This is a genomic window from Vibrio sp. STUT-A16 (assembly GCF_026000495.1).
Taxonomy (GTDB): Bacteria; Pseudomonadota; Gammaproteobacteria; order Enterobacterales; family Vibrionaceae; genus Vibrio; species Vibrio diabolicus.
The window spans coordinates 2,733,819-2,753,177 of record NZ_AP026765.1 but is presented as its reverse complement, the minus strand read 5'-3'; the positions used below and the strand labels follow the sequence as shown (position 1 = coordinate 2,753,177).

Genomic DNA, 19,359 nt, shown 5'->3' with positions numbered 1-19,359 from the left:
ATGGTTATTCTGAATCTGGTTTGAAGTCACTCAGTGGTGCTTCATCATCTTCGCTGAGAAGAATACTTACGCGCTGTTCGGCGTCGCTAAGTTTAGTTTGGCCAGCACGAGCTAAGGCAATGCCTCGTTCAAACTTACGTAGAGCATCATCTAGGGCAAGATCGCCATTTTCTAATTGATCAACCAAGCTATCAAGCTCTTCAATGGTTGCTTCGAAGGTCATGTTTTCTGGTTTCTTGACCGCCATCTTTTTTCTGCCTTAATCAAGCCTTGGAGAAGATGCACGAAAGTTACCTTAGCCTAGTAACTTGGTCAAATTTAACCTTATATAATTGTCACAAAATTAGCGTTAAACGAGCCTAAGCGCTGAAACCCCATATTTTGGTTAAGGTTGTTAAGTCTAATTTGTGATCCATTAGCTAAGATTTTTCTAAAAATTCTGCGCGAGTTGTCGATACAGGTAATAATCCGCCCAATGGCAGTATTTGAGTATAGCGTGAGGAGTGCTTTGTGGATTTAGCAACCCTATTAGGTTTGATTGGTGGTTTTGCATTCGTCATTATGGCGATGGTGCTTGGTGGCAGCATCGGCATGTTTGTCGATGTCACGTCGATCCTTATTGTCGTTGGTGGCTCAATATTTGTAGTACTGATGAAGTTCACAATGGGACAGTTCTTTGGTGCAACAAAGATCGCAGGCAAAGCCTTCATGTTTAAAGCGGATGAACCGGAAGACTTGATCGCAAAAATTGTGGAAATGGCCGATGCGGCACGTAAAGGTGGTTTTCTTGCTCTTGAAGAGATGGAAATTAATAACACTTTTATGCAAAAAGGCATTGATTTGCTTGTTGATGGCCATGATGCCGACGTGGTAAGAGCTGCCTTAAAAAAAGACATCGCGCTTACGGATGAACGACATACTCAAGGCACTGGCGTATTTCGCGCCTTTGGTGACGTTGCCCCTGCAATGGGGATGATTGGTACCTTGGTTGGCTTAGTCGCGATGCTTTCAAATATGGATGATCCAAAAGCGATTGGACCTGCAATGGCGGTTGCACTCTTAACCACATTGTATGGCGCAATCCTGTCCAACATGGTGTTTTTCCCTATTGCGGATAAGCTTTCTCTGCGCCGTGACCAAGAAACGCTAAACCGTCGTTTGATCATGGATGGTGTATTAGCGATTCAAGATGGTCAAAACCCGCGAGTGATTGATAGTTACTTGAAGAACTACCTCAACGAAGGTAAACGTGCCCTTGAGATTGACGAGTAACTTGGAGAGTAGTGATGGATGATGAAGATAACAAATGTGATTGTCCGCCACCCGGTCTCCCGTTATGGATGGGGACATTCGCGGACTTAATGTCGCTACTGATGTGTTTCTTTGTTCTTCTGCTCTCGTTTTCTGAGATGGACGTGCTGAAGTTCAAACAGATTGCGGGCTCAATGAAATTTGCCTTCGGTGTACAAAATCAACTTGAAGTGAAAGACATTCCCAAAGGTACCAGCATCATTGCTCAAGAGTTTCGACCGGGCCGACCGGAACCAACGCCGATTGATGTCATCATGCAGCAAACCATGGACATCACTCAGCAGACGCTCGAGTTTCATGAAGGGGAGTCTGACCGAGCTGGTGGCACAAAGCGTGATGAAGGCAAGTTAACCGGTGGTCAATCGCCAGAAACGTCAACGCAAAACAATCAATCTTCAGAAGCGGATATGCAACAGCAGCAATCTGAAGAGATGTCGCAAGAGATGGAAACCTTGATGGAAAGTATCAAGAAAGCCTTAGAGCGAGAGATTGAACAAGGTGCGATTGAAGTTGAAAATCTTGGCCAACAGATTGTTATACGCATGCGTGAAAAAGGTGCATTCCCTGAAGGTTCGGCCTTCTTGCAGCCTAAATTCCGCCCTTTAGTTCGACAAATTGCAGAGTTAGTAAAAGACGTGCCAGGCATTGTGCGAGTATCTGGTCATACGGACAACCGACCGTTGGACTCAGAGCTTTATCGTTCTAACTGGGATCTCTCTTCTCAGCGCGCCGTATCGGTTGCACAAGAGATGGAGAAGGTGAGAGGCTTCTCTCATCAACGTTTGAGAGTGCGAGGCATGGCAGATACTGAACCATTGTTGCCGAATGATTCTGATGAAAATCGCGCGCTTAACCGACGGGTTGAAATCAGCATCATGCAAGGCGAACCACTATACAGTGAAGAAGTGCCTGTAATTCAATAACTAGACTTTAGTTTTAAGTCAGTCGAGAGATAAGAAAGCGAGCAGATTGCTCGCTTTTTTTGTTTTTCCAATCCGCTTGGGTGTATAATCTTGCGCCTTAAAAGTGAGCTCAGACTACTTTTTGTGACTGAAACGCGGTTTTACTGCGTATGAAGCATTGAAGTTGAGTGTCACTCTTTGTTGATTGCGAAACTAACCTGCGAATTAGACTATGAAATTTATTGTAAAGCCCCATCCAGAAATTTTTGTAAAAAGTGAATCTGTGCGTAAGCGCTTCACAAAGATTTTAGAGTGCAACATTCGTAACATCATTAAGAGCCGCACGGAATCTGTCGCGGTATTCAACCGTCGTGATCACATTGAAGTGACCTCTGAGAGTAACGAATTCCACGCTGAAGTTCTTGAGGTTTTGACTCATACACCAGGCATTCACCACGTACTGGAAGTGAAGCAGACCGAATTTAAAGATTTGCACGATATCTTCGAACAAGTACTGGAGCTAAATCGCTCTGCACTCGAAAATAAAACCTTTGTGGTACGTGCGAAGCGTCGCGGTAAGCACGACTTTACCTCTATCGAACTAGAGCGTTATGTCGGCGGTGGTTTAAACCAAGCGATTGAGAGCGCAAGAGTTAAGCTGCAAAACCCAGACGTGACGATCAAGGTGGAAGTCTCGAACGATAAGCTAAACCAAGTGCTGGCTCGTCATAAAGGTCTAGGCGGCTTCCCACTGGGCACGCAAGAAGACGTGTTGAGCTTGATCTCTGGTGGTTTTGACTCTGGTGTTTCTAGCTATCTGCACATCAAACGTGGCTCAAAAGTACACTACTGTTTCTTTAACCTAGGTGGTCCAGCGCACGAAATCGGCGTTAAGCAGGTTTCTCACTACCTATGGAACAAATACGGCTCTTCAGCAAAAGTACGTTTCATCTCAGTTGATTTCGAACCTGTGGTTGCGGAAATCCTAGAGAAAGTCGATGACGGCCAAATGGGGGTTATCTTGAAGCGTATGTTCATGCGTGCAGCAGGCATGATCGCTCAGAAGATGAAGATCGAAGCATTGGTGACTGGCGAAGCGCTCGGTCAGGTATCGAGCCAAACGCTAACTAACCTCCGCCATATCGATAACGTAACGGACACGTTGATTCTGCGCCCACTTATCAACTGGGATAAAGAAGACATCATTAACCTAGCACGCGAAATCGGCACGGAAGACTTTGCGAAGACTATGCCAGAGTATTGTGGTGTTATTTCTAAGAAGCCGACAGTAAAAGCGATTAAAGCGAAGCTAGAAGCGGAAGAAGAGAAATTTGACTTTAGCATTCTTGAGCAAGTAGTTCGTGATGCACGCATGATGGACATTCGTGATATCGCGAAAGAGTCTGAGCAAGCAGCACCAGAAGTCGAGCAGGTTGAGGCGGTAGAAGAGCACGCGGTTGTGCTAGATATTCGTAGTCCTGAAGAGGAAGACGATAACCCGCTCGAAATCGAAGGTGTGGATGTGAAACATATCCCATTCTACAAGTTGGGTACACAGTTTGGTGATTTAGACCAATCTAAGACATATTTACTGTACTGTGACCGCGGTGTGATGAGCCGTCTGCAAGCGCTTTACTTGCAAGAGCAAGGCTTCAATAACGTAAAAGTTTACCGCCCATAGTTGACTGATAAAAAGACGTTAAAAGGCGCAAATTGAGACATCAATTTGCGCCTTTTTTGTTTTTGATCGCGTTACAGCTAATCATTACTTAGCATAATGTTGAGGCTTATCGCAAAGCCATACACTTTGTGTTGATATAACGATAATTAATCCGAAAGAAGAGTAATAAAGTGATGTTGCTGCCAGATATACGGATGAGATTTTCGATAGATAAAAAAACACCGCCTAATTTAGGCGGTGTAACAAATTTGACAGACAGGTCAAAAATAAATACAGGAAGTATATGTTTTGTCACAGGGAGTGTGGACAAAACATTATGGTAGAAATCTACCTAACTCGAAATACGAGTTTGCAAACACAACATCGCAACAACGAAGCCAATTGATTTCCAAAGAAATCAAGCCGTTCAGGCTCGTGTTGCGGGGTGAAATATAGAATTTATCTGGCTGTTCGACAACGGACATTTTATAATGTTTCAGATTAAAAAAACTAATCCTATTTGAGGTCCCATATGTCTCGCAGATTGCCTCCGTTAAATTCGCTTCGAGTCTTCGAAGCGGCTGCTCGTCATCTCAGTTTTACGCGAGCGGCAGAAGAGTTGTTTGTTACTCAAGCCGCGGTCAGTCACCAGATTAAAGCACTCGAAGAGTTCTTATCGTTGAAGCTCTTTCGTCGCCGTAATCGTTCGCTATTGTTGACAGAAGAAGGACAAAGTTACTTTCTCGACATCAAAGATATTTTCACCTCGATTGCCGAGGCGACAGATAAGGTATTGGAACGTAGTGAAAAAGGGGCATTGACGATCAGTCTACCGCCGAGTTTTGCTATCCAATGGTTGGTGCCTCGTTTGGCCGACTTTAATGCTCAAGAGCCAGATATCGATGTACGTATTAAAGCTGTGGATATGGATGAAGGTTCACTGACTGATGATGTAGATGTGGCTATCTACTATGGCCGTGGGAATTGGCCGGGTTTGCGAGCGGATAAATTGTACCAAGAGTTTCTGATCCCACTTTGTTCACCTTCGTTACTTTTAGGCAACAAACCATTAGAATCTCTAAGTGACCTCAAATTACACACTTTGTTACATGATACTTCGCGTAAAGACTGGAAGCAGTTTGCGCGTCATTACAACATCGAAGGTATCAATGTAAACCACGGTCCTATTTTCAGTCACTCGACGATGGTGCTACAGGCTGCTGCGCATGGTCAGGGGGTCGCGCTTGGTAACAACGTACTCGCCAAGCCAGAAATGGAAGCTGGACGACTCATCGCGCCATTCGACGAGGTGTTGATCTCCAAGAATGCATTCTACGTGGTGTGTCATGAACAGCAGGCAGATATGGGCCGAATCGCAACGTTTAGAGACTGGATGTTAGCGACCGCGAGAAAAGAGCAAGAGGAAGTATTAGATGAGCCAATGGATAGTTGAGGGACCTGAAAGCGGTCCTCTATTTATCTTTGCCCATGGCGCTGGAGCGGGGATGGAACATGATTTCATGGCCGCCGTTGCCAAAGGATTAGTTGAGCAAGGAATTCGCGTGGTGCGATTTAACTTCCCGTATATGATTAAGCGAGCGGAAGATGGGAAAAAGCGCCCACCAGATCGTGCGCCAAAACTGCTTGAAGCCTATGAAGAAGTGATTGCTCACTTTACCTCTCAACCTATTGTCATTGGTGGTAAGTCAATGGGTGGTCGCATGTCGAGTTTACTGGCTGAAAATGAGCTGGTGGCGGGCATTGCCTGTTTAGGGTTTCCCTTTCACCCTCCGGGAAAGCCAGAAAAGTTCAAAGGCGATCACTTAGCGAATATCGAGAAACCTACGCTGATTCTACAAGGGGAGCGAGACACCTTTGGTAAGCGTGAGGAGTTCGATGACTTTGTCCTTTCATCGCAAGTTAAGGTGAGTTTTTTACCCGATGGTGACCACAGCTTTAAACCGCGCAAGAGCTCAGGCCATACCGAGGCGGGTAACATCGATCTCGCGGTAGAGCAGTTAGCGGCGTTTATCAAAGAGGTGCACCGTGAAAAGTAAGTGGTTACTCTCATTTTCTGGTCTGTCTGGGCTGGTTTCTGTCGCTCTAGGAGCCTTTGCTGCACATGGGCTAAAAGCTCAGCTAGCTCCGTATTTACTTAGCGTATTTGAGACCGGAGTGTTGTACCAATTTATTCACACGTTGGCGATTGTGTTTTGTGCGGTTTTATTGCTATTGAATTTGGGACAAAAAGCACAAAAATATTTTTTCATTGCAGCGATTTGCTTTATCATCGGCATCTTTTGTTTTAGCGGCAGTCTTTACGCACTGGCGCTGACAGGCATTAAGTGGTTTGGGCCGATTACTCCAATGGGAGGATTGCTGTTCATGATTGGTTGGTGTCTGTTCTTTTTTGCTGCGTTCAATATCAAAGAGGTCTCCAAGTGAAACAACTAATGCTCTATTGCCGTTCTGGCTTTGAGAAAGAGTGTGCTGGTGAAATTCAGGACAAAGCGACACAGTTGGAAGTGTATGGCTTCCCTCGTGTGAAGAGAAACTCAGGTTATGTTGTCTTCGAGTGTTACCAAGATGGAGATGCGGACAAACTTGCGAGAGGTTTGGACTTTAAGTCGTTAATCTTCGCTCGCCAAATGTTTGCGGTAGCGGCTGAGTTTCAATCGCTGCCAAGTGATGACCGCATTAGCCCAATTTTGAATGAGCTAGCAGACATTGAAGCGTTTCCTCGCTGTGGGGATTTGAGAATTGAAACTCCGGATACGAATGAAGCGAAAGAGCTACTGAAATTCTGCCGTAAATTTACTGTCCCAATGCGTCAAGCGTTGCGCGGTAAAGGTTTAATGTTGAACAAAGACAACGCGAAGAAGCCAGTGCTGCACATTTGTTTTGTGGAGCCTGGCCACTGTTATGTCGGTTATTCTTACACAGACAATAACTCTCAGTTCTTCATGGGTATTCCTCGCCTTAAGTTCCCAGCAGACGCCCCAAGTCGTTCAACGCTTAAACTGGAAGAAGCATTTCACGTCTTTATTCCACGTGAAGAGTGGGATGAGCGTTTGGCTCCAGGAATGTGGGGGGTCGATTTAGGGGCATGTCCAGGCGGTTGGACGTACCAACTGGTGAAGCGCTCGATGTTCGTTCACTGTGTCGATAACGGCATGATGGCAGACAGCTTGATGGAAACTGGCCAGATCAAGCATCATATGGTGGATGGTTTTAAATTCGAACCAGACCGTAAGAACGTAACATGGATTGTTTGTGACATGGTAGAAAAGCCAGCTCGTGTTGCTCACCTTATGGGCCAGTGGCTGTTAAAAGGTTGGGCGAAAGAGGCAATCTTTAACCTTAAGCTGCCAATGAAAGGCCGCTATGACGAGGTGCTGCAAGACCTTGAAAACCTGAAGCAGTTCCTGATTGATAATAAGGTAAAGTTCAGACTACAAGCTAAGCATTTGTATCATGATCGTGAAGAGATCACGATTCATATCCAGTGTCTATCGAACATTTCGCCGTACTAATTCTATCTCCGAGTCATTTGGGGATAGTCCCGAGAATAGAAAAAAGCGCCTTCAAATGGCGCTTTTTTATTGTCTGAGAGCTTTATGGTTTGAAACCATCATCAGACACTATTCCGCTTTATTTGGTCCTGTAAAGCGAATGTCCTGTAAGTTAAAGCCGAGTTCAATGTCGCACTTTAAAGCCGCGACGCGTTTACATAAGCGTGCAGACTCAATGTGCTCGTCTAATTTTTTACGGTATTTTGGTGCGAGGTCTTCACTGGCGTAGGCTGCTTCAATATTCTCAAACTGAGTAAGAATCTCTTTCGCCGCTTTTGGTCCAATGCCCGGAACCCCCGGCACTTGGCTAGAGCTGATCCCCGTTAACCCCCAATAATCGGCCAGTTGGCTCGGTTTTACGCCGAACTCTTTTTCGATAAACGGTTCATCTAACCAACGATGTTGGAAGTAATCACGGATCTGTAGGGTAGGAGAAAGCAGCTGACAGTAGCCTTTATCCGTAGAAACGATGGTGACTTTTTCACCATGACTGGCCACTTTCGTCGCGAGAGTAGCAACCAAGTCGTCCGCTTCATCGCCTTCAGAAAGCAATGAATCAATACCTTGTTCCCACCATGCTTGCTGAATCGCATCTAGACCTTGCATCAGTGGTTCCGGCATTGGTTTTCGATTTTGCTTATAGTCTGGGAGAATCTCAGCTCGCCATCCTCTGTCTTGTTCATGGTGATCGAAAACCGCGATGATGTGTGTCGGGCTGGCTTCTGACAGAATGTGAGTGAGGGTTCTTTGTGTCGTGGTGATGGTTCTTGCTATGTCGGTTGGATCCGGTTGTGCAGAGTGAACACGGCGGATCAGGTTTAGGGCATCAATAATAACAAGATGAATAGACATAATGACTTAGCAATAAAAAAGGGGCGTAATGCCCCTAGTGTAACGAATGCTAGCCTGACTATCGACCACCAATTTCTGGGTGAGCGATGCGATAACACGGTTCGTAGTCCGAACCGCCAGGTAATTTCATTCGGTGTTGTTCGACAAAGTCTTGTAGTAACTTATCGAGCTTTTTCATTAGCACAGGATCACCGTGAATGGTGAAAGGGCCTCGACGTTCGATTTCTCGAATGCCTTCGGCTTTGACGTTACCAGCCACGATACCGGAGAAAGCTTGACGCAGGTTGGCCGCTAAGACTTGAGGTTCTTGATCTAAGCTTAAATCCAATTGCTCCATCGACTCATGAGTTGGATCGAATGGTAACTGGAAGTTAGGCTCGATTTTTAATGACCAGTTAAAGCTATAAGCATCGCCTTTTTCTTTTCGGTGAAGGCGTACAGAGTCCATGGAGCGCTTCATGATGCGTGCCACTTCTGCCGGATCGTCAATGACGATCTCGTAATGCTTTTGACCTTCTTCGCCAAGTGTATCGCGAACAAACTCGTCGATAGAGCGGAAGTACTCTTCACTCTCTTTTGGTCCAGTTAACACGATAGGCATTGGCTGATCGGCGTTGTCTGGATGCATCATAATGCCAAGAATATACAGCAACTCTTCTGCAGTACCCGGACCACCAGGGAAAATTACAATGCCATGCGCCATACGCACAAAGGCTTCCAAACGCTTTTCGATGTCTGGCATGATAACCAGCTCATTCACGATTGGGTTTGGTGGCTCGGCTGCAATAATCGAAGGCTCGGTTAAACCAAGATAACGTTGCTGAGTATAACGCTGCTTCGCATGTCCGATAGCGGCACCTTTCATTGGCCCTTCCATCGCCCCAGGGCCACAACCCGTGCAGATATTAAGTTCACGCAAGCCAAGCTCGTTACCGACTTCACGTGTGTATTGATATTCCACGCCATTGATAGAGTGACCGCCCCAACATATGACGAGGTTTGGCTCGATACCTGGTGTGAGTGCTCTGGCATTACGCAGAATACCGAACACGAGGTTAGTGATGTGAATTGGGTTCGTCAGGTTGAGTCGTTGTGCGTCTGCTAAATGCATATTGACATAAACGATATCGCGTAACACGGAGAACAGATGCTCTTGGATACCTTTAATTATCTCGCCATCGACAAAGGCGTGTTCAGGCGGGTTAGTCAGCTCAAGCTTAATACCACGCTCGCGGCGCACTACGTTGACATCAAACGACTGGTGTTTATCGAGTAGCTCTTTCGAGTTATCGGTATGACTGCCGGAGTTCAACACCGCTAACGTGCAGTTGCGGTACAGTTGATAAAGTTCACTCGAGGCCGTGTTCTTTAAGCGCTCTACTTCTAATTGAGATAGCAAGTCCATGCTACCAGCGGGGCTTATATGGGTAATCATAACGCCTCCTTGTGTTGCATTATTTTGAGGGAAAGTACCAACTCACCTTTTTGGGTTATACGTATGGTTTGATGAAAGGCAGTTGGCCGATTTGGTTTTATGGTTATTGACTCCCAAGCAACCTCAAGATGGTACATTCGCGTTCTGTAAATGCATCATCTTGAAGTGACTTGGGTTTTTACAGCTTAGCAGACTGAAAGGGAAGAAATGTGATAACTCGTTGAAAATGGGTGGTTATAAAGCGTAAATTGCGCCAATTCTGGTTTGTTTGTTCGCTTTTTGTACGAAATCTAGCTCCAGTTAAGTTGATTTGTTCCACGTTTTTTAGCGTCTGCAAGCATCTTGCTGAGTCGATCGAGTACATACTCTGGCGTATCGGACTCTTTAAAAGAGGTCGACACAGCCGCTAGGGTGATCATGATATTTTGCTCACGGAACTTAAATGGTAATTGGCTAATATCACGCTGGATATGTTTAATGAGATCCAGTGTGTATTCTTCAGATTGTTCTGGAACGAGTAAAATAAACTCTTCGCCACCAAAGCGAGCTACCGTCTCAGTTTCTGATACGCGTTTATTAATGGTGCGAGCGATGATCTTCAACGCTTTATCACCAGCCGTATAGCCATAGCTGTCATTCACCGCTTTGAAGTTATCAACGTCAAACAACACTACACGCAGGTTCTGTTGAGAGCGAATCCAACGGCGATACTCTAGCTCTAGTCGATCATTAAATGCGGTGCGGTTATAGACTTTAGTCAGAGGGTCGAGCAACATGCGTTGAGCTTGGTCATCTAAGCGTCGACGATGATCTTGGGTGGTTTCAAACACGGCTTCGAGCTGGTTCTTACTGTAATTCAAACGCTCTTGCAGCGCTTGTTCTCGTTCTTCCGTCATTTTAAGTCGCTCTGTCAGCGACGCCATTTTCGCAAGTAACGGGGCGATTTCTTTTTTTACATCCGCTAGATCTTGAGCTTGGTCGAGCGATAGTTGACTCAATTCAACCAGACTGTTCATTTCTGTGTTGAGCTCTTGGCGGTGCTCAAAGTAGGTATGATGTTGGTCGACGTTCTGATGAACGGTTTTTAGGTTACTTGCGAGAGAGGTGTTCAGTTGCTCAAGAAATTGGCTAGAAGCTTCGCGCTCGAACTTTGTTGCTTCGACAACCAATTTCAGCGTTGAGAGAGTAAGCTCAATGAGAGACTCTGCACTCACGCCAAGAAGCAGCTTAGCCCGAATATCGAGCAACCTATCTCCCGTTTCTCCCTCAAAATCCAGCTCGGTGATGGTATGTTGTAGATCGCTGGCTAAGCACTCAAGTTGAGACTTATCAGGATTATTCTCAAACTCACTGAGATGCAAACGCGAGTTGGAAGTGATGATTTTCAGAGCGCGTTCGTAAATGCTCAGTAGCTTAGTGGCTTGATCGGCTTTATTACTGGCATGAGCTTCTGAGAAACTCATTAAGTTCCGTAGTTCACGTTTTAACTGCGCAGGTAAACCTGTGACACGTTGGAGTGTTTCACCACTGTGTTTGATTTGTTCGTCTAGGTAGCCGTTCTGTTTGTCCATCGTCTTCGACTGCTGTTTGAGCATTCTCTCTAATACCGCTAAACGTGGGATAAGAGTACTGATATCTTTTTGATGTTGCAGCTCTTGTTGGATTTCAAACAGGTAATTGGATACCTGGGTATTCGAACCCTGGCAAGCTGAAGACAATGATGCCACAACGCGTTTAAGAACTTGTTGTTCACGTTTGAATTTGAGTGAAGTATCACGATGTGTCAGTCTGAGTTGGTCAAGTTGACAACTCAGCTGATGAAGCTGCGACTGAATATCGGATTCCAAGATTCCCATGAAGTGACTACGGTTAAGTCCATGTACTACTGACAATTATCCGATAATAACAAAAAACGTTATAGCGTCATTAGTTATTATGTCTAACAGGCGTTTAATTATCCATTTTTTAATATTTTCTTGATGTCGTCCTCATTCTTGTAGGACGAATGGATCTTAATCAGGCCTTGGCTAATGGCATGCTGACAGGCGGTTCTTATGTTACCCGTTGCAAAGCTCGCGGCGGGTGCGTTATCGATGGCTTTCAAGAAAACCCAGTGGCTTTGCTTATCCTTCAAGCTGACTTCTCGCGCAATGTGAGTCGCAAGCAGCAATAGATCGAGTAATTCCTCGTCGTTAATTGCAGTGTAGGCTCGTGGTAAGAACGGATAATCGCTGATACCCATGCGAATAATACGGTTGACGTTGTGCTGCTGAGCGAACTCATCTACCCAAGTCTGGAATTTCTCGAACATGACTTCGGCAGAAGCATCACGGTCAGCGTTCGGTTCTATGTAGAGTAGGTTTGCATCGGAGAAATGGTAAAGACGCGACGGTTTTTCTATTTTTTCCGCAAGGAAGTCGCCAAATGCACGTTCTAGTTCTAGACCAGCCTTATAGCCGTTATGGACGTACATGCTTCGTAGGAATGGCAAGTCGATCATGACAAAGCGCAGGCGATCGTTAAGTGGCTCGTGGATCAATTCGCCCATTTGCCATTGCTCGAAAGTTTCGCTCGACTTTTTCAATGAGCGAGACAGCTTAACGTTCAGCATACGCAAGTTACGCAAACGGGAACGAGAGTGAGTGAAGAGATCATTACGCAGTTTTTCGATTTCACTTGCTTGGCGCTGCATGATCACGCCGCGGCGCATAATGAACAAAAACATCACCAACACAGTAATAAACAATGCGAATGAGATTTTCTGGAATTTGCGGTGTTCCCTTTCCACTTGCTCAAGGCGTTCCGATTGACCGATGTAATGGATGGTTTGTTCAGCAAACTCTTTTTGTTGGCGGAATGCATCCTCACTGATTTGGTTGAGCTGCTTTTGCTCTAAACGCACAAGGTTGGTGTATTTCTTATAAGCCTGCAGAGAAAGTTGGTATTCGCCTGCCTGTTCGTAACCAAGCCCGAGTAAGCGGTAAGACTGCTGCTTAATGAAGTTGTTATTTTCAGGTGACTTTTCAGCAAGTGCTAACGCCAGCTTTGCATTGGTAATGACGTTTTTACTGTCGTTTTGATGATAAGCCAAGCCTGACTGAAGCAACGCTGCCTTTGCTTCAAGCTTAGGAATGTCAGTGTATTCTAAAAGCTCTTTAGAACGGTCTAGGTATTGTTCAGCTAGCGCGTAGTTGTAGAGTTGCAGATAGGTAGCCGCTAAGCTTAAGCGAATCTTAATGATCCGATTAATGTTCTTACTGGTGCTTTCATGGTCCAGCACGTTGAAGTAGTGCACTAAGGCAAGGTTAAACTTGCCTTGGTAAAAATAAATGTCACCCATTTGCTCAAGGACATCCGCTAGGATGGGAGAGCTAGGGTAGGAGTCATAGAAGTCTGCGGCTTGAGATAAGTATTCGATCGCTTTGTCGTAAACTCGACGCTCTTGGAAGAGTCTCGCCAACAGGCGATTAACTTTTGCTAACCTTGCGCCACTGTCACTCTCAATAGATTGCCAATAACCGTAAAGCAGTTCCGACAAAGCCAAATTGTATTTCTTGCTATTCAGATAAAACTCGCCGACGGCTGTGTAATAGTCGATCAAGGCTAAGTCAGATCGGCTGTCTTCAAGCATAGTTTTGGCTTGAGAATACAAACTTTCCGCTTTAATCAGATCGCCACTATGTGAAGCGAGGAGCGCTCTTTGCATCACTAATCGATAGCGAACGCTGTCGGTACGTTGCAATACCGCATCAGCTTCATCGAGTTGCTGCTCAATTTGGTTAAGCGTGTCTTCCGCTTTTGAGTAGTTTTTGTCGTACATCCAAATCATTTGGTTGCGCATCAGCTGGAGATCTAAATCCATGTACGGCAATTGATATTCTTGCGCTAAGCGCTCGGCTTTGTTTAGGTGTTCGATAGCCGAACGAACGTTACCCATGGCGTAGTCTGCCTGAGCGATAATCTTGTGTGCTTCGATGGTGCTGCTTGGTGTGCGAACGCTACGATCGGTCTCGTCACGAGACATCGCAGAAGGGCTGTCACTCTCTTTGCGTTCCGTTAGCTCACGTTGTGACAAGTAGTTGGTTGCCGCTTGTTTTGCTTGTGATGGCTCTATTTCTGCCAATTGTTGTGCTTCGTTGAGTAACGCGGACGATAAAATGGTCGCATGAAGCGGCTGTACAAACAGCAAGCAAAGAAAGCCAATCAACTTGAATAGACGCGAACTGTCCCAAAACATCCTTTCGTTCCCTCGAACTGTTTTTAGATATGGCGGATAACGGTAAAAGACCTCAACAAGCCCCTTAAATGCAGGTTGAAGCCATTTGATATAGTAACATGCTTGGACAATAAAAACGTCCGGTAACCCTTTAGATTACCGAACTTATTTCTGTCACTAACGTGATTACTGACGAGCCATGCGGTGGTTGTGATCTGGCTTGTCTTGTTCCGTTGAGCGGTACGGGTTGATGTCCAAGCCACCACGGCGCGTGTAGCGGGCGAATACGGTCAGTTTGCTTGGTTGGCAGTATTTCATTAGATCCGTAAAAATACGCTCAACACATTGTTCGTGAAATTCGTTGTGCTCGCGGAAAGATACCAAGTAACGCAGCAGTTTCTCGCGATCTATTTTCGCACCTTGGTAGCGAATTTCTACACTGCCCCAGTCGGGTTGATTGGTGATCAAACAGTTTGACTTCAATAGGTGGCTATGTAGGATTTCTTCCACTTGCTCTTCACCTGCTGCGCCTTCAAGCAAATCGGCATCAAAATCGTAACTGGTGATGTCAATGTCTTGGTCATCAATGCATTCGCCTTCCATTGTCATAATAGGCTGATTGGTGTAGTGAGTAACCGGGTTCACCTCGACCAACACCTTTTCACCGGCACATTCAGATAGGTCTTGCGTTAAACGCTCTTCAACTTCTTCCCAGCTTGCAAAGCGGGTTTGGTTGTAGCTGTTTAAGTACAGTTTGAAAGACTTCGACTCAATCAAGTTTGCACTGGTGGCTGGAATGTATACTTCGCCAACGGCCACTTGTGGTAAGCCTTTACTATTTAACCAAGAGAGCTCGTACAGCGTCCAAATGTCGTGGCCCATAAAAGGAAGGCTGTCGCCTAACTGAAGGTCATCTCGGTTTAGGCTACGAGGAACTGGTTGCAGCAAGCTTGGGTCGTATTGGTTCGCATACTCGGTCTTTTTACCTAGTGTTAGGCCAGCAAGCTCTTTAGCGTCAGAATATTTGCTCATACTTTGTGGTCGTTTTCGATTAGAATGGCGAGAATTTTACTGAATCCGCTGGTCAATTGCCATCCGGCAAACACGGCTATCTGATAAATAAGGAATGAGGAGACCTTCATGACCCAAAACGTTACTCAGGCGCTACAAGAGTTCAGCCTGCGCTACCAACAAGCTTGGCAAGCTAAATATAATGAGTTGCCAAGCAGTGAAGAGCTTGCAGATCTTGTTTCTCCTTGTGTCGAAGAGAAGCGTGATGGAAAGGTGCTTTGGAAAGCGGTCGCACGTGATGAAATGGCCGATTTCACTAATGTGGAAAATGCGATTGAGTTGTCACTGCAAGATGATGTAAAAGCCTTTTATGGTTCTCAATACAGCGCCGATATGGAGGCAACTTGGCAAGGTAATTCGTTGACGCTGCTGCAAGTGTGGAGCGATGATGATTTTGTGCGCCTACAAGAAAATATTCTTGGTCATTTGGTGACGCAACGTCGCCTGAAACTTAAACCAACGGTATTTATCGCGGCGACAGATGAGGAAATGGATGTGATCTCGATTTGTAACCTCACTGGTAATGTGATTTTAGAGCGTTTAGGTACGTCTAAACGCGATGTGCTGGCGGATTCATTGGCTGAGTTCTTGAGCAAGTTAGAGGCCGCTGTCTAAATATGTACGTTGTTGAGTTGCAGTTTGAGTGTTTTGATAACACCACCGTCAGCGCGGTAGACAAAGCCATTAATGGCTTGATGGATGCGTTGCGTTACAACGGCCAAGTACTAGGCCGTGAATTCCCGATAGTGATGGGAGATGGCGAGTTTTATGTTCGTGTCGTTTGCCCAGAGCAAGACAGTTTGCATCCACGTTATCACTCAGATTTTGTCAAAGTGTGCATGAACCGTTTGTCAGACGCGTCTTTGCTTGCACCGAAAATGCGTATGCTTGGCCGTGATTTAAATTCAGAACAAGCGGCCGAAGAAGAGACACCTAGCTGGCAAGTGTTGTACACGACTTATGTTCATACGTGTTCGCCATTGCGCAGTGGGGAAACGTTGTTGCCGATTCCTTTGTATCGCAATGAGCCGACGCTAAATGGTGACCATAAAGCCGTCATCAAATGGCAGACAGAATGGCAAGCGTGCGATGAAATCCAAATGGCTGGCGGGTGCCGTGCAGAGCATGCGGCGCTGCACGAGATTTGCGATGTAGACAGCGTGTTGTTCCGCAGAGGTTGGGATTTGCGAGGTCGTATCGAATACATCACCAAGGTTCCAACATACTATTACCAGTATCGCGTGGGCGGTCAGTCGCTGGAGAGCGAGAAAGCGCGCAAGTGCCCCAAATGCGGTGGAGAGTGGCTACTCGATGAGCCACTACATGACATATTTCACTTTAAGTGTGATGACTGCCGAATCGTGTCGAATATCTCTTGGGACCACCTAAAGTAACTAATTGAGGTTAGTTAAATGGTTAGATAGAGAAATAAAAAGGGCTGATGTTTTCACATCAGCCCTTTTTTATGCTCAGACTATTATTTTCAGTATGGTTTAGAAAAGTGGGATTACCAACCTTTCACTACTCCGCCTTTGAATAGCTCTTTTGCCGCTTCGTAAACTTCTTCCGTTTGGTAAGCTTTTACGAAGTTTTGTACGTTTTGCGCATTAACATTTTCTTCGCGAGCAACAATTAGGTTTACGTATGGTGAGTCTTTATCTTCAACGAACACGCCGTCACGCTCTGGCGATAGGTCGATAGAGCTTGCGTAAGTGGTGTTGATGATAGATAGCGTTACGTCATCCAATGAACGTGGAAGTTGTGGCGCTTCTAACTCAATGATTTCGATATTTTTAGGGTTGCCTACGATGTCACGTACTGTAGCGAGTAGACCAACGCCATCACGTAGTGTAATCAAACCTTGTTGCTCAAGAAGCAGTAGTGAGCGACCTAGGTTTGTTGGATCGTTTGGTACTGCGATGCGTGCGCCATCTTGGATTTCATCGATTGACTTCACTTGCTTAGAGTAACCAGCAATAGGGTAAACGAATGAGTTACCCGCGATAGCCAGTTTGTAGCCGCGGTCTTTCACTTGTTGGTCTAGGTATGGTTTATGTTGGAACGCATTCGCGTCTACTGAACCATCATCCAGAGCGGCATTTGGCGTTACGTAATCGGTAAATGTTACTAACTCAACGTCTAGGTTGTACTTTTCTTTTGCTACTTTAGCTGCCACTTCGGCAACTTGTGCTTCAGCACCAGCAATAACGCCAACTTTTACTTTATTTACGTCTACTTCTTTGTCGCCACAACCCGCTAGAACAAGAGCAGAAGCGGCTGTTGCTACAGTCAAAAGACCTTTAAGGCTAAATTTCATCTTTATCTCCTTATAATTTGTATTTTCAATGCTTATCTGTGGTCTACACGGCGCACCACTGCGTCACCGATAGACTGAATAATCTGTACTAGAACAATCAACATCACGACAGTCACGGCCATGATAGTTACATCGTAGCGGTGGAAACCGTAACGGATGGCTACGTCGCCGAGGCCGCCGCCGCCTACCGTTCCCGCCATGGCCGAGTAGCTAACGAGAGTGACTAAGGTGATCGTTACTGAGTTAACAATAGTCGGCATTGCTTCAGGTAGTAGAACTTTTGTGATGATCTGTGTTGGTGTCGCCCCCATTGATTGCGCCGCTTCCACCAAGCCTGTTGGTACCTCTAACAAAGCACCTTCAATAAGACGTGCAACAAACGGAATGGCACCAATAGTCAGTGGGACGATTGCTGCGGTTGTACCGATAAAGGTTCCAACTAGCATTTTTGTCACTGGAATAATCGCAACCATCAGGACGAGGAATGGCACAGAACGACCAATGTTAACGACAGCGCCTAAGCTGCTATTTAGTTTGGTGTTTTCAAGTAGGCCGCCTTTCTTAGTAATATGGAGGATTACGCCTAATGGAATACCCACGGCAAAGCCGACTAATCCGGCAACCGCAACCATGTAAAGCGTTTCCCACGTTGCACCTAAAAGTAGTTTGCTGTTTAAACTCAGCCATTCAGAAATTGTATTAAAGGACATAACCAAGTACCTCTACTTTTACGTTGTGCTTACGCAGGTATTCCAATGCTGCGTTGTCATCTTCTTCGTTACCAAATAGCTCTGCGACCATCATGCCGAATTTCACGCCGCCAGCGTAATCAAGATCGGAGCTCAAAATACTCACATCAATATTGTATTTACGAGAAATTTGCGACATTAATGGTGCATCGACGGTTGCGCCAGTAAACTCTAAGCGAACCAACGGGTAGCTGCCATCAACACGCTCTGCTTGCAGACGTGCTTGGTAATCTTCAGGAATGGATAGATCCAGCGTTGAGCGAATGAATTGGTGCGCCAGCTCCGTTTTAGGGTGCGCGAAAATATCGCCAACGGTGCCTTTCTCCACCAACTCACCACCACCGATGATCGCCACTTCGTGACAGATGCTTTTTACCACTTCCATTTCGTGGGTAATCAGTAGAATCGTGATGTTGAGTTTGCGGTTGATCTCTTTCAATAGCTCAAGGATAGATTGAGTCGTTGCAGGATCCAGTGCGCTAGTGGCTTCGTCACACAGTAGTACGCTTGGATCGGATGCCAATGCGCGAGCAATCGCCACACGTTGTTTTTGACCGCCACTTAGGTTGGACGGATAGCTTTCGTGTTTGTCGGCTAAGCCAACAAGTTTTAGTAACTCAGTGACTTTTGTTGTGATTTGCGATTTGTCTTTGCCTGCCAGTTCCAGTGGTAGCGCCACGTTATCAAACACAGTACGAGACGAGAGCAGATTAAAATGCTGAAAGATCATGCCGATGTTACGGCGCGTTTCGACCAACTGCTTTTTGCTGAGTTTTGTTAAATCAATGCCATCAACGATGATGGAGCCAGATGTTGGTGCTTCTAACATGTTTACGCAGCGGATCAGCGTACTTTTACCAGCACCAGATGAACCGATAACACCGAAGATGGTGCCCTTGGCGATGTGTAGGTTAATGTCTTTCAGGGCAAGGATTTCCTTACTGCCTTGGTAGAACACTTTATTGACGTTTTTTATTTCTATCATGTTTCAACCTGCCCAAAGATACGGGGAACTTCGCTGTCAAAAACGGCCTTTGACAGAACTTAATGTTGAGCTTTATCTCACTTCTCAGTTGATGCTATGGGTTAACCAGAATGAAGTCAATAGATATTTTTACGTCTAGACGTCTAAATGTATGGGTGTTCTGTTTTGAAGAGAATGAGGAGTAAGTTACGAGGAGAAGATAAGTGGAGAGCCCCCTCAGAATTACCGATTCTTGCCCAACAAATCAACTGTTTTGTCGAGGCCTAGAATGAATTAGATAGTGTTGAAG

At 45.6% G+C, this 19,359-nt stretch carries 18 protein-coding genes; 9 read left to right on the top strand and 9 right to left on the bottom strand.

The genetic code is table 11. The features are described from left to right. Positions 1–4: 4 nt before the first annotated feature. Positions 5–247: an exodeoxyribonuclease VII small subunit gene (xseB, locus tag OO778_RS13130; RefSeq protein WP_005381566.1), complete on the bottom strand. Its 243-nt coding sequence runs from the start codon at positions 245–247 to the stop codon at positions 5–7. 263 nt (positions 248–510) lie between these two features. On the opposite strand from xseB, the gene pomA reads away from it, so the two are divergent. The 7 genes from pomA (at position 511) to rlmM (ending at position 7,406) form a co-directional block, all read left to right on the top strand. After that, positions 511–1,272: a flagellar motor protein PomA gene (gene pomA, locus OO778_RS13125; protein WP_005381564.1), complete on the top strand. Its 762-nt coding sequence runs from the start codon at positions 511–513 to the stop codon at positions 1,270–1,272. A gap of 14 nt (positions 1,273–1,286) precedes the next feature. Next, the gene (locus OO778_RS13120; protein ID WP_074190973.1) at positions 1,287–2,234 is read left to right on the top strand and encodes a flagellar motor protein MotB; all 948 of its coding nucleotides are present in this window, start codon (positions 1,287–1,289) and stop codon (positions 2,232–2,234) included. Positions 2,235–2,445: 211 nt separating this feature from the next. Beyond that, positions 2,446–3,894 (top strand): tRNA uracil 4-sulfurtransferase ThiI, encoded by a 1,449-nt coding sequence (gene thiI / locus OO778_RS13115; protein ID WP_031780206.1) that lies wholly within the window; start codon positions 2,446–2,448, stop codon positions 3,892–3,894. Between the two features lie 511 nt (positions 3,895–4,405). After that, on the top strand, positions 4,406–5,326 hold the full coding sequence (locus OO778_RS13110) for a transcriptional regulator GcvA (protein ID WP_005391378.1): 921 nt from the start codon (positions 4,406–4,408) through the stop codon (positions 5,324–5,326). Further along, entirely contained in the window at positions 5,307–5,930 is a 624-nt protein-coding gene (locus OO778_RS13105) for an alpha/beta fold hydrolase (RefSeq protein WP_074190974.1), read from the top strand. Before OO778_RS13110 ends, OO778_RS13105 begins: the two co-directional genes overlap by 20 nt. Beyond that, positions 5,920–6,318: a DUF423 domain-containing protein gene (locus tag OO778_RS13100; protein WP_074190975.1), complete on the top strand. Its 399-nt coding sequence runs from the start codon at positions 5,920–5,922 to the stop codon at positions 6,316–6,318. Before OO778_RS13105 ends, OO778_RS13100 begins: the two co-directional genes overlap by 11 nt. Then, complete coding sequence (gene rlmM / locus OO778_RS13095; RefSeq protein ID WP_005391375.1) at positions 6,315–7,406, top strand: 23S rRNA (cytidine(2498)-2'-O)-methyltransferase RlmM; 1,092 nt, start codon at positions 6,315–6,317, stop codon at positions 7,404–7,406. The genes OO778_RS13100 and rlmM overlap by 4 nt, the downstream gene beginning before the upstream one ends. Positions 7,407–7,514: 108 nt before the next feature. Here the strand turns inward: rlmM and xni are convergent, their stop codons facing one another. The 5 genes from xni to queF all read right to left on the bottom strand — a co-directional run bounded on the left by xni (position 7,515) and on the right by queF (position 14,980). Continuing rightward, positions 7,515–8,297 (bottom strand): flap endonuclease Xni, encoded by a 783-nt coding sequence (gene xni / locus OO778_RS13090; protein WP_074190976.1) that lies wholly within the window; start codon positions 8,295–8,297, stop codon positions 7,515–7,517. Positions 8,298–8,355: 58 nt separating this feature from the next. Next, positions 8,356–9,732: a nucleotide 5'-monophosphate nucleosidase PpnN gene (gene ppnN, locus OO778_RS13085; protein ID WP_074190977.1), complete on the bottom strand. Its 1,377-nt coding sequence runs from the start codon at positions 9,730–9,732 to the stop codon at positions 8,356–8,358. Positions 9,733–10,022: 290 nt separating this feature from the next. Next, complete coding sequence (locus OO778_RS13080) at positions 10,023–11,588, bottom strand: GGDEF domain-containing protein (protein ID WP_074190978.1); 1,566 nt, start codon at positions 11,586–11,588, stop codon at positions 10,023–10,025. Between the two features lie 98 nt (positions 11,589–11,686). Next, positions 11,687–13,969 (bottom strand): hypothetical protein, encoded by a 2,283-nt coding sequence (locus OO778_RS13075; protein ID WP_005391368.1) that lies wholly within the window; start codon positions 13,967–13,969, stop codon positions 11,687–11,689. A gap of 165 nt (positions 13,970–14,134) precedes the next feature. Next, the gene (gene queF, locus OO778_RS13070; RefSeq protein ID WP_264909945.1) at positions 14,135–14,980 is read right to left on the bottom strand and encodes an NADPH-dependent 7-cyano-7-deazaguanine reductase QueF; all 846 of its coding nucleotides are present in this window, start codon (positions 14,978–14,980) and stop codon (positions 14,135–14,137) included. Positions 14,981–15,088: 108 nt separating this feature from the next. Here queF and syd point away from each other — a divergent pair, with 108 nt between their 5' ends. Together syd and OO778_RS13060 are read left to right on the top strand one after the other, a co-directional pair. Next, positions 15,089–15,634 (top strand): SecY-interacting protein, encoded by a 546-nt coding sequence (gene syd, locus OO778_RS13065; protein WP_053808745.1) that lies wholly within the window; start codon positions 15,089–15,091, stop codon positions 15,632–15,634. 2 nt (positions 15,635–15,636) lie between these two features. Then, positions 15,637–16,413, top strand: a complete 777-nt coding sequence (locus OO778_RS13060; RefSeq protein WP_048626099.1) for a Zn-ribbon-containing protein — start codon at positions 15,637–15,639, stop codon at positions 16,411–16,413. Between the two features lie 113 nt (positions 16,414–16,526). On the opposite strand, the gene OO778_RS13055 is transcribed toward OO778_RS13060, so the two are convergent. Genes OO778_RS13055 through metN form a run of 3 tightly spaced genes read right to left on the bottom strand, consistent with a single transcriptional unit; the run spans position 16,527 to position 19,070 of the window. After that, positions 16,527–17,336, bottom strand: a complete 810-nt coding sequence (locus OO778_RS13055) for a MetQ/NlpA family lipoprotein (protein ID WP_005391357.1) — start codon at positions 17,334–17,336, stop codon at positions 16,527–16,529. A 32-nt stretch (positions 17,337–17,368) separates the two neighbouring features. Continuing rightward, on the bottom strand, positions 17,369–18,046 hold the full coding sequence (locus tag OO778_RS13050; protein WP_005391355.1) for a methionine ABC transporter permease: 678 nt from the start codon (positions 18,044–18,046) through the stop codon (positions 17,369–17,371). Next, complete coding sequence (metN, locus tag OO778_RS13045) at positions 18,036–19,070, bottom strand: methionine ABC transporter ATP-binding protein MetN (protein WP_005391353.1); 1,035 nt, start codon at positions 19,068–19,070, stop codon at positions 18,036–18,038. The genes OO778_RS13050 and metN overlap by 11 nt, the downstream gene beginning before the upstream one ends. Positions 19,071–19,359: the final 289 nt, after the last annotated feature.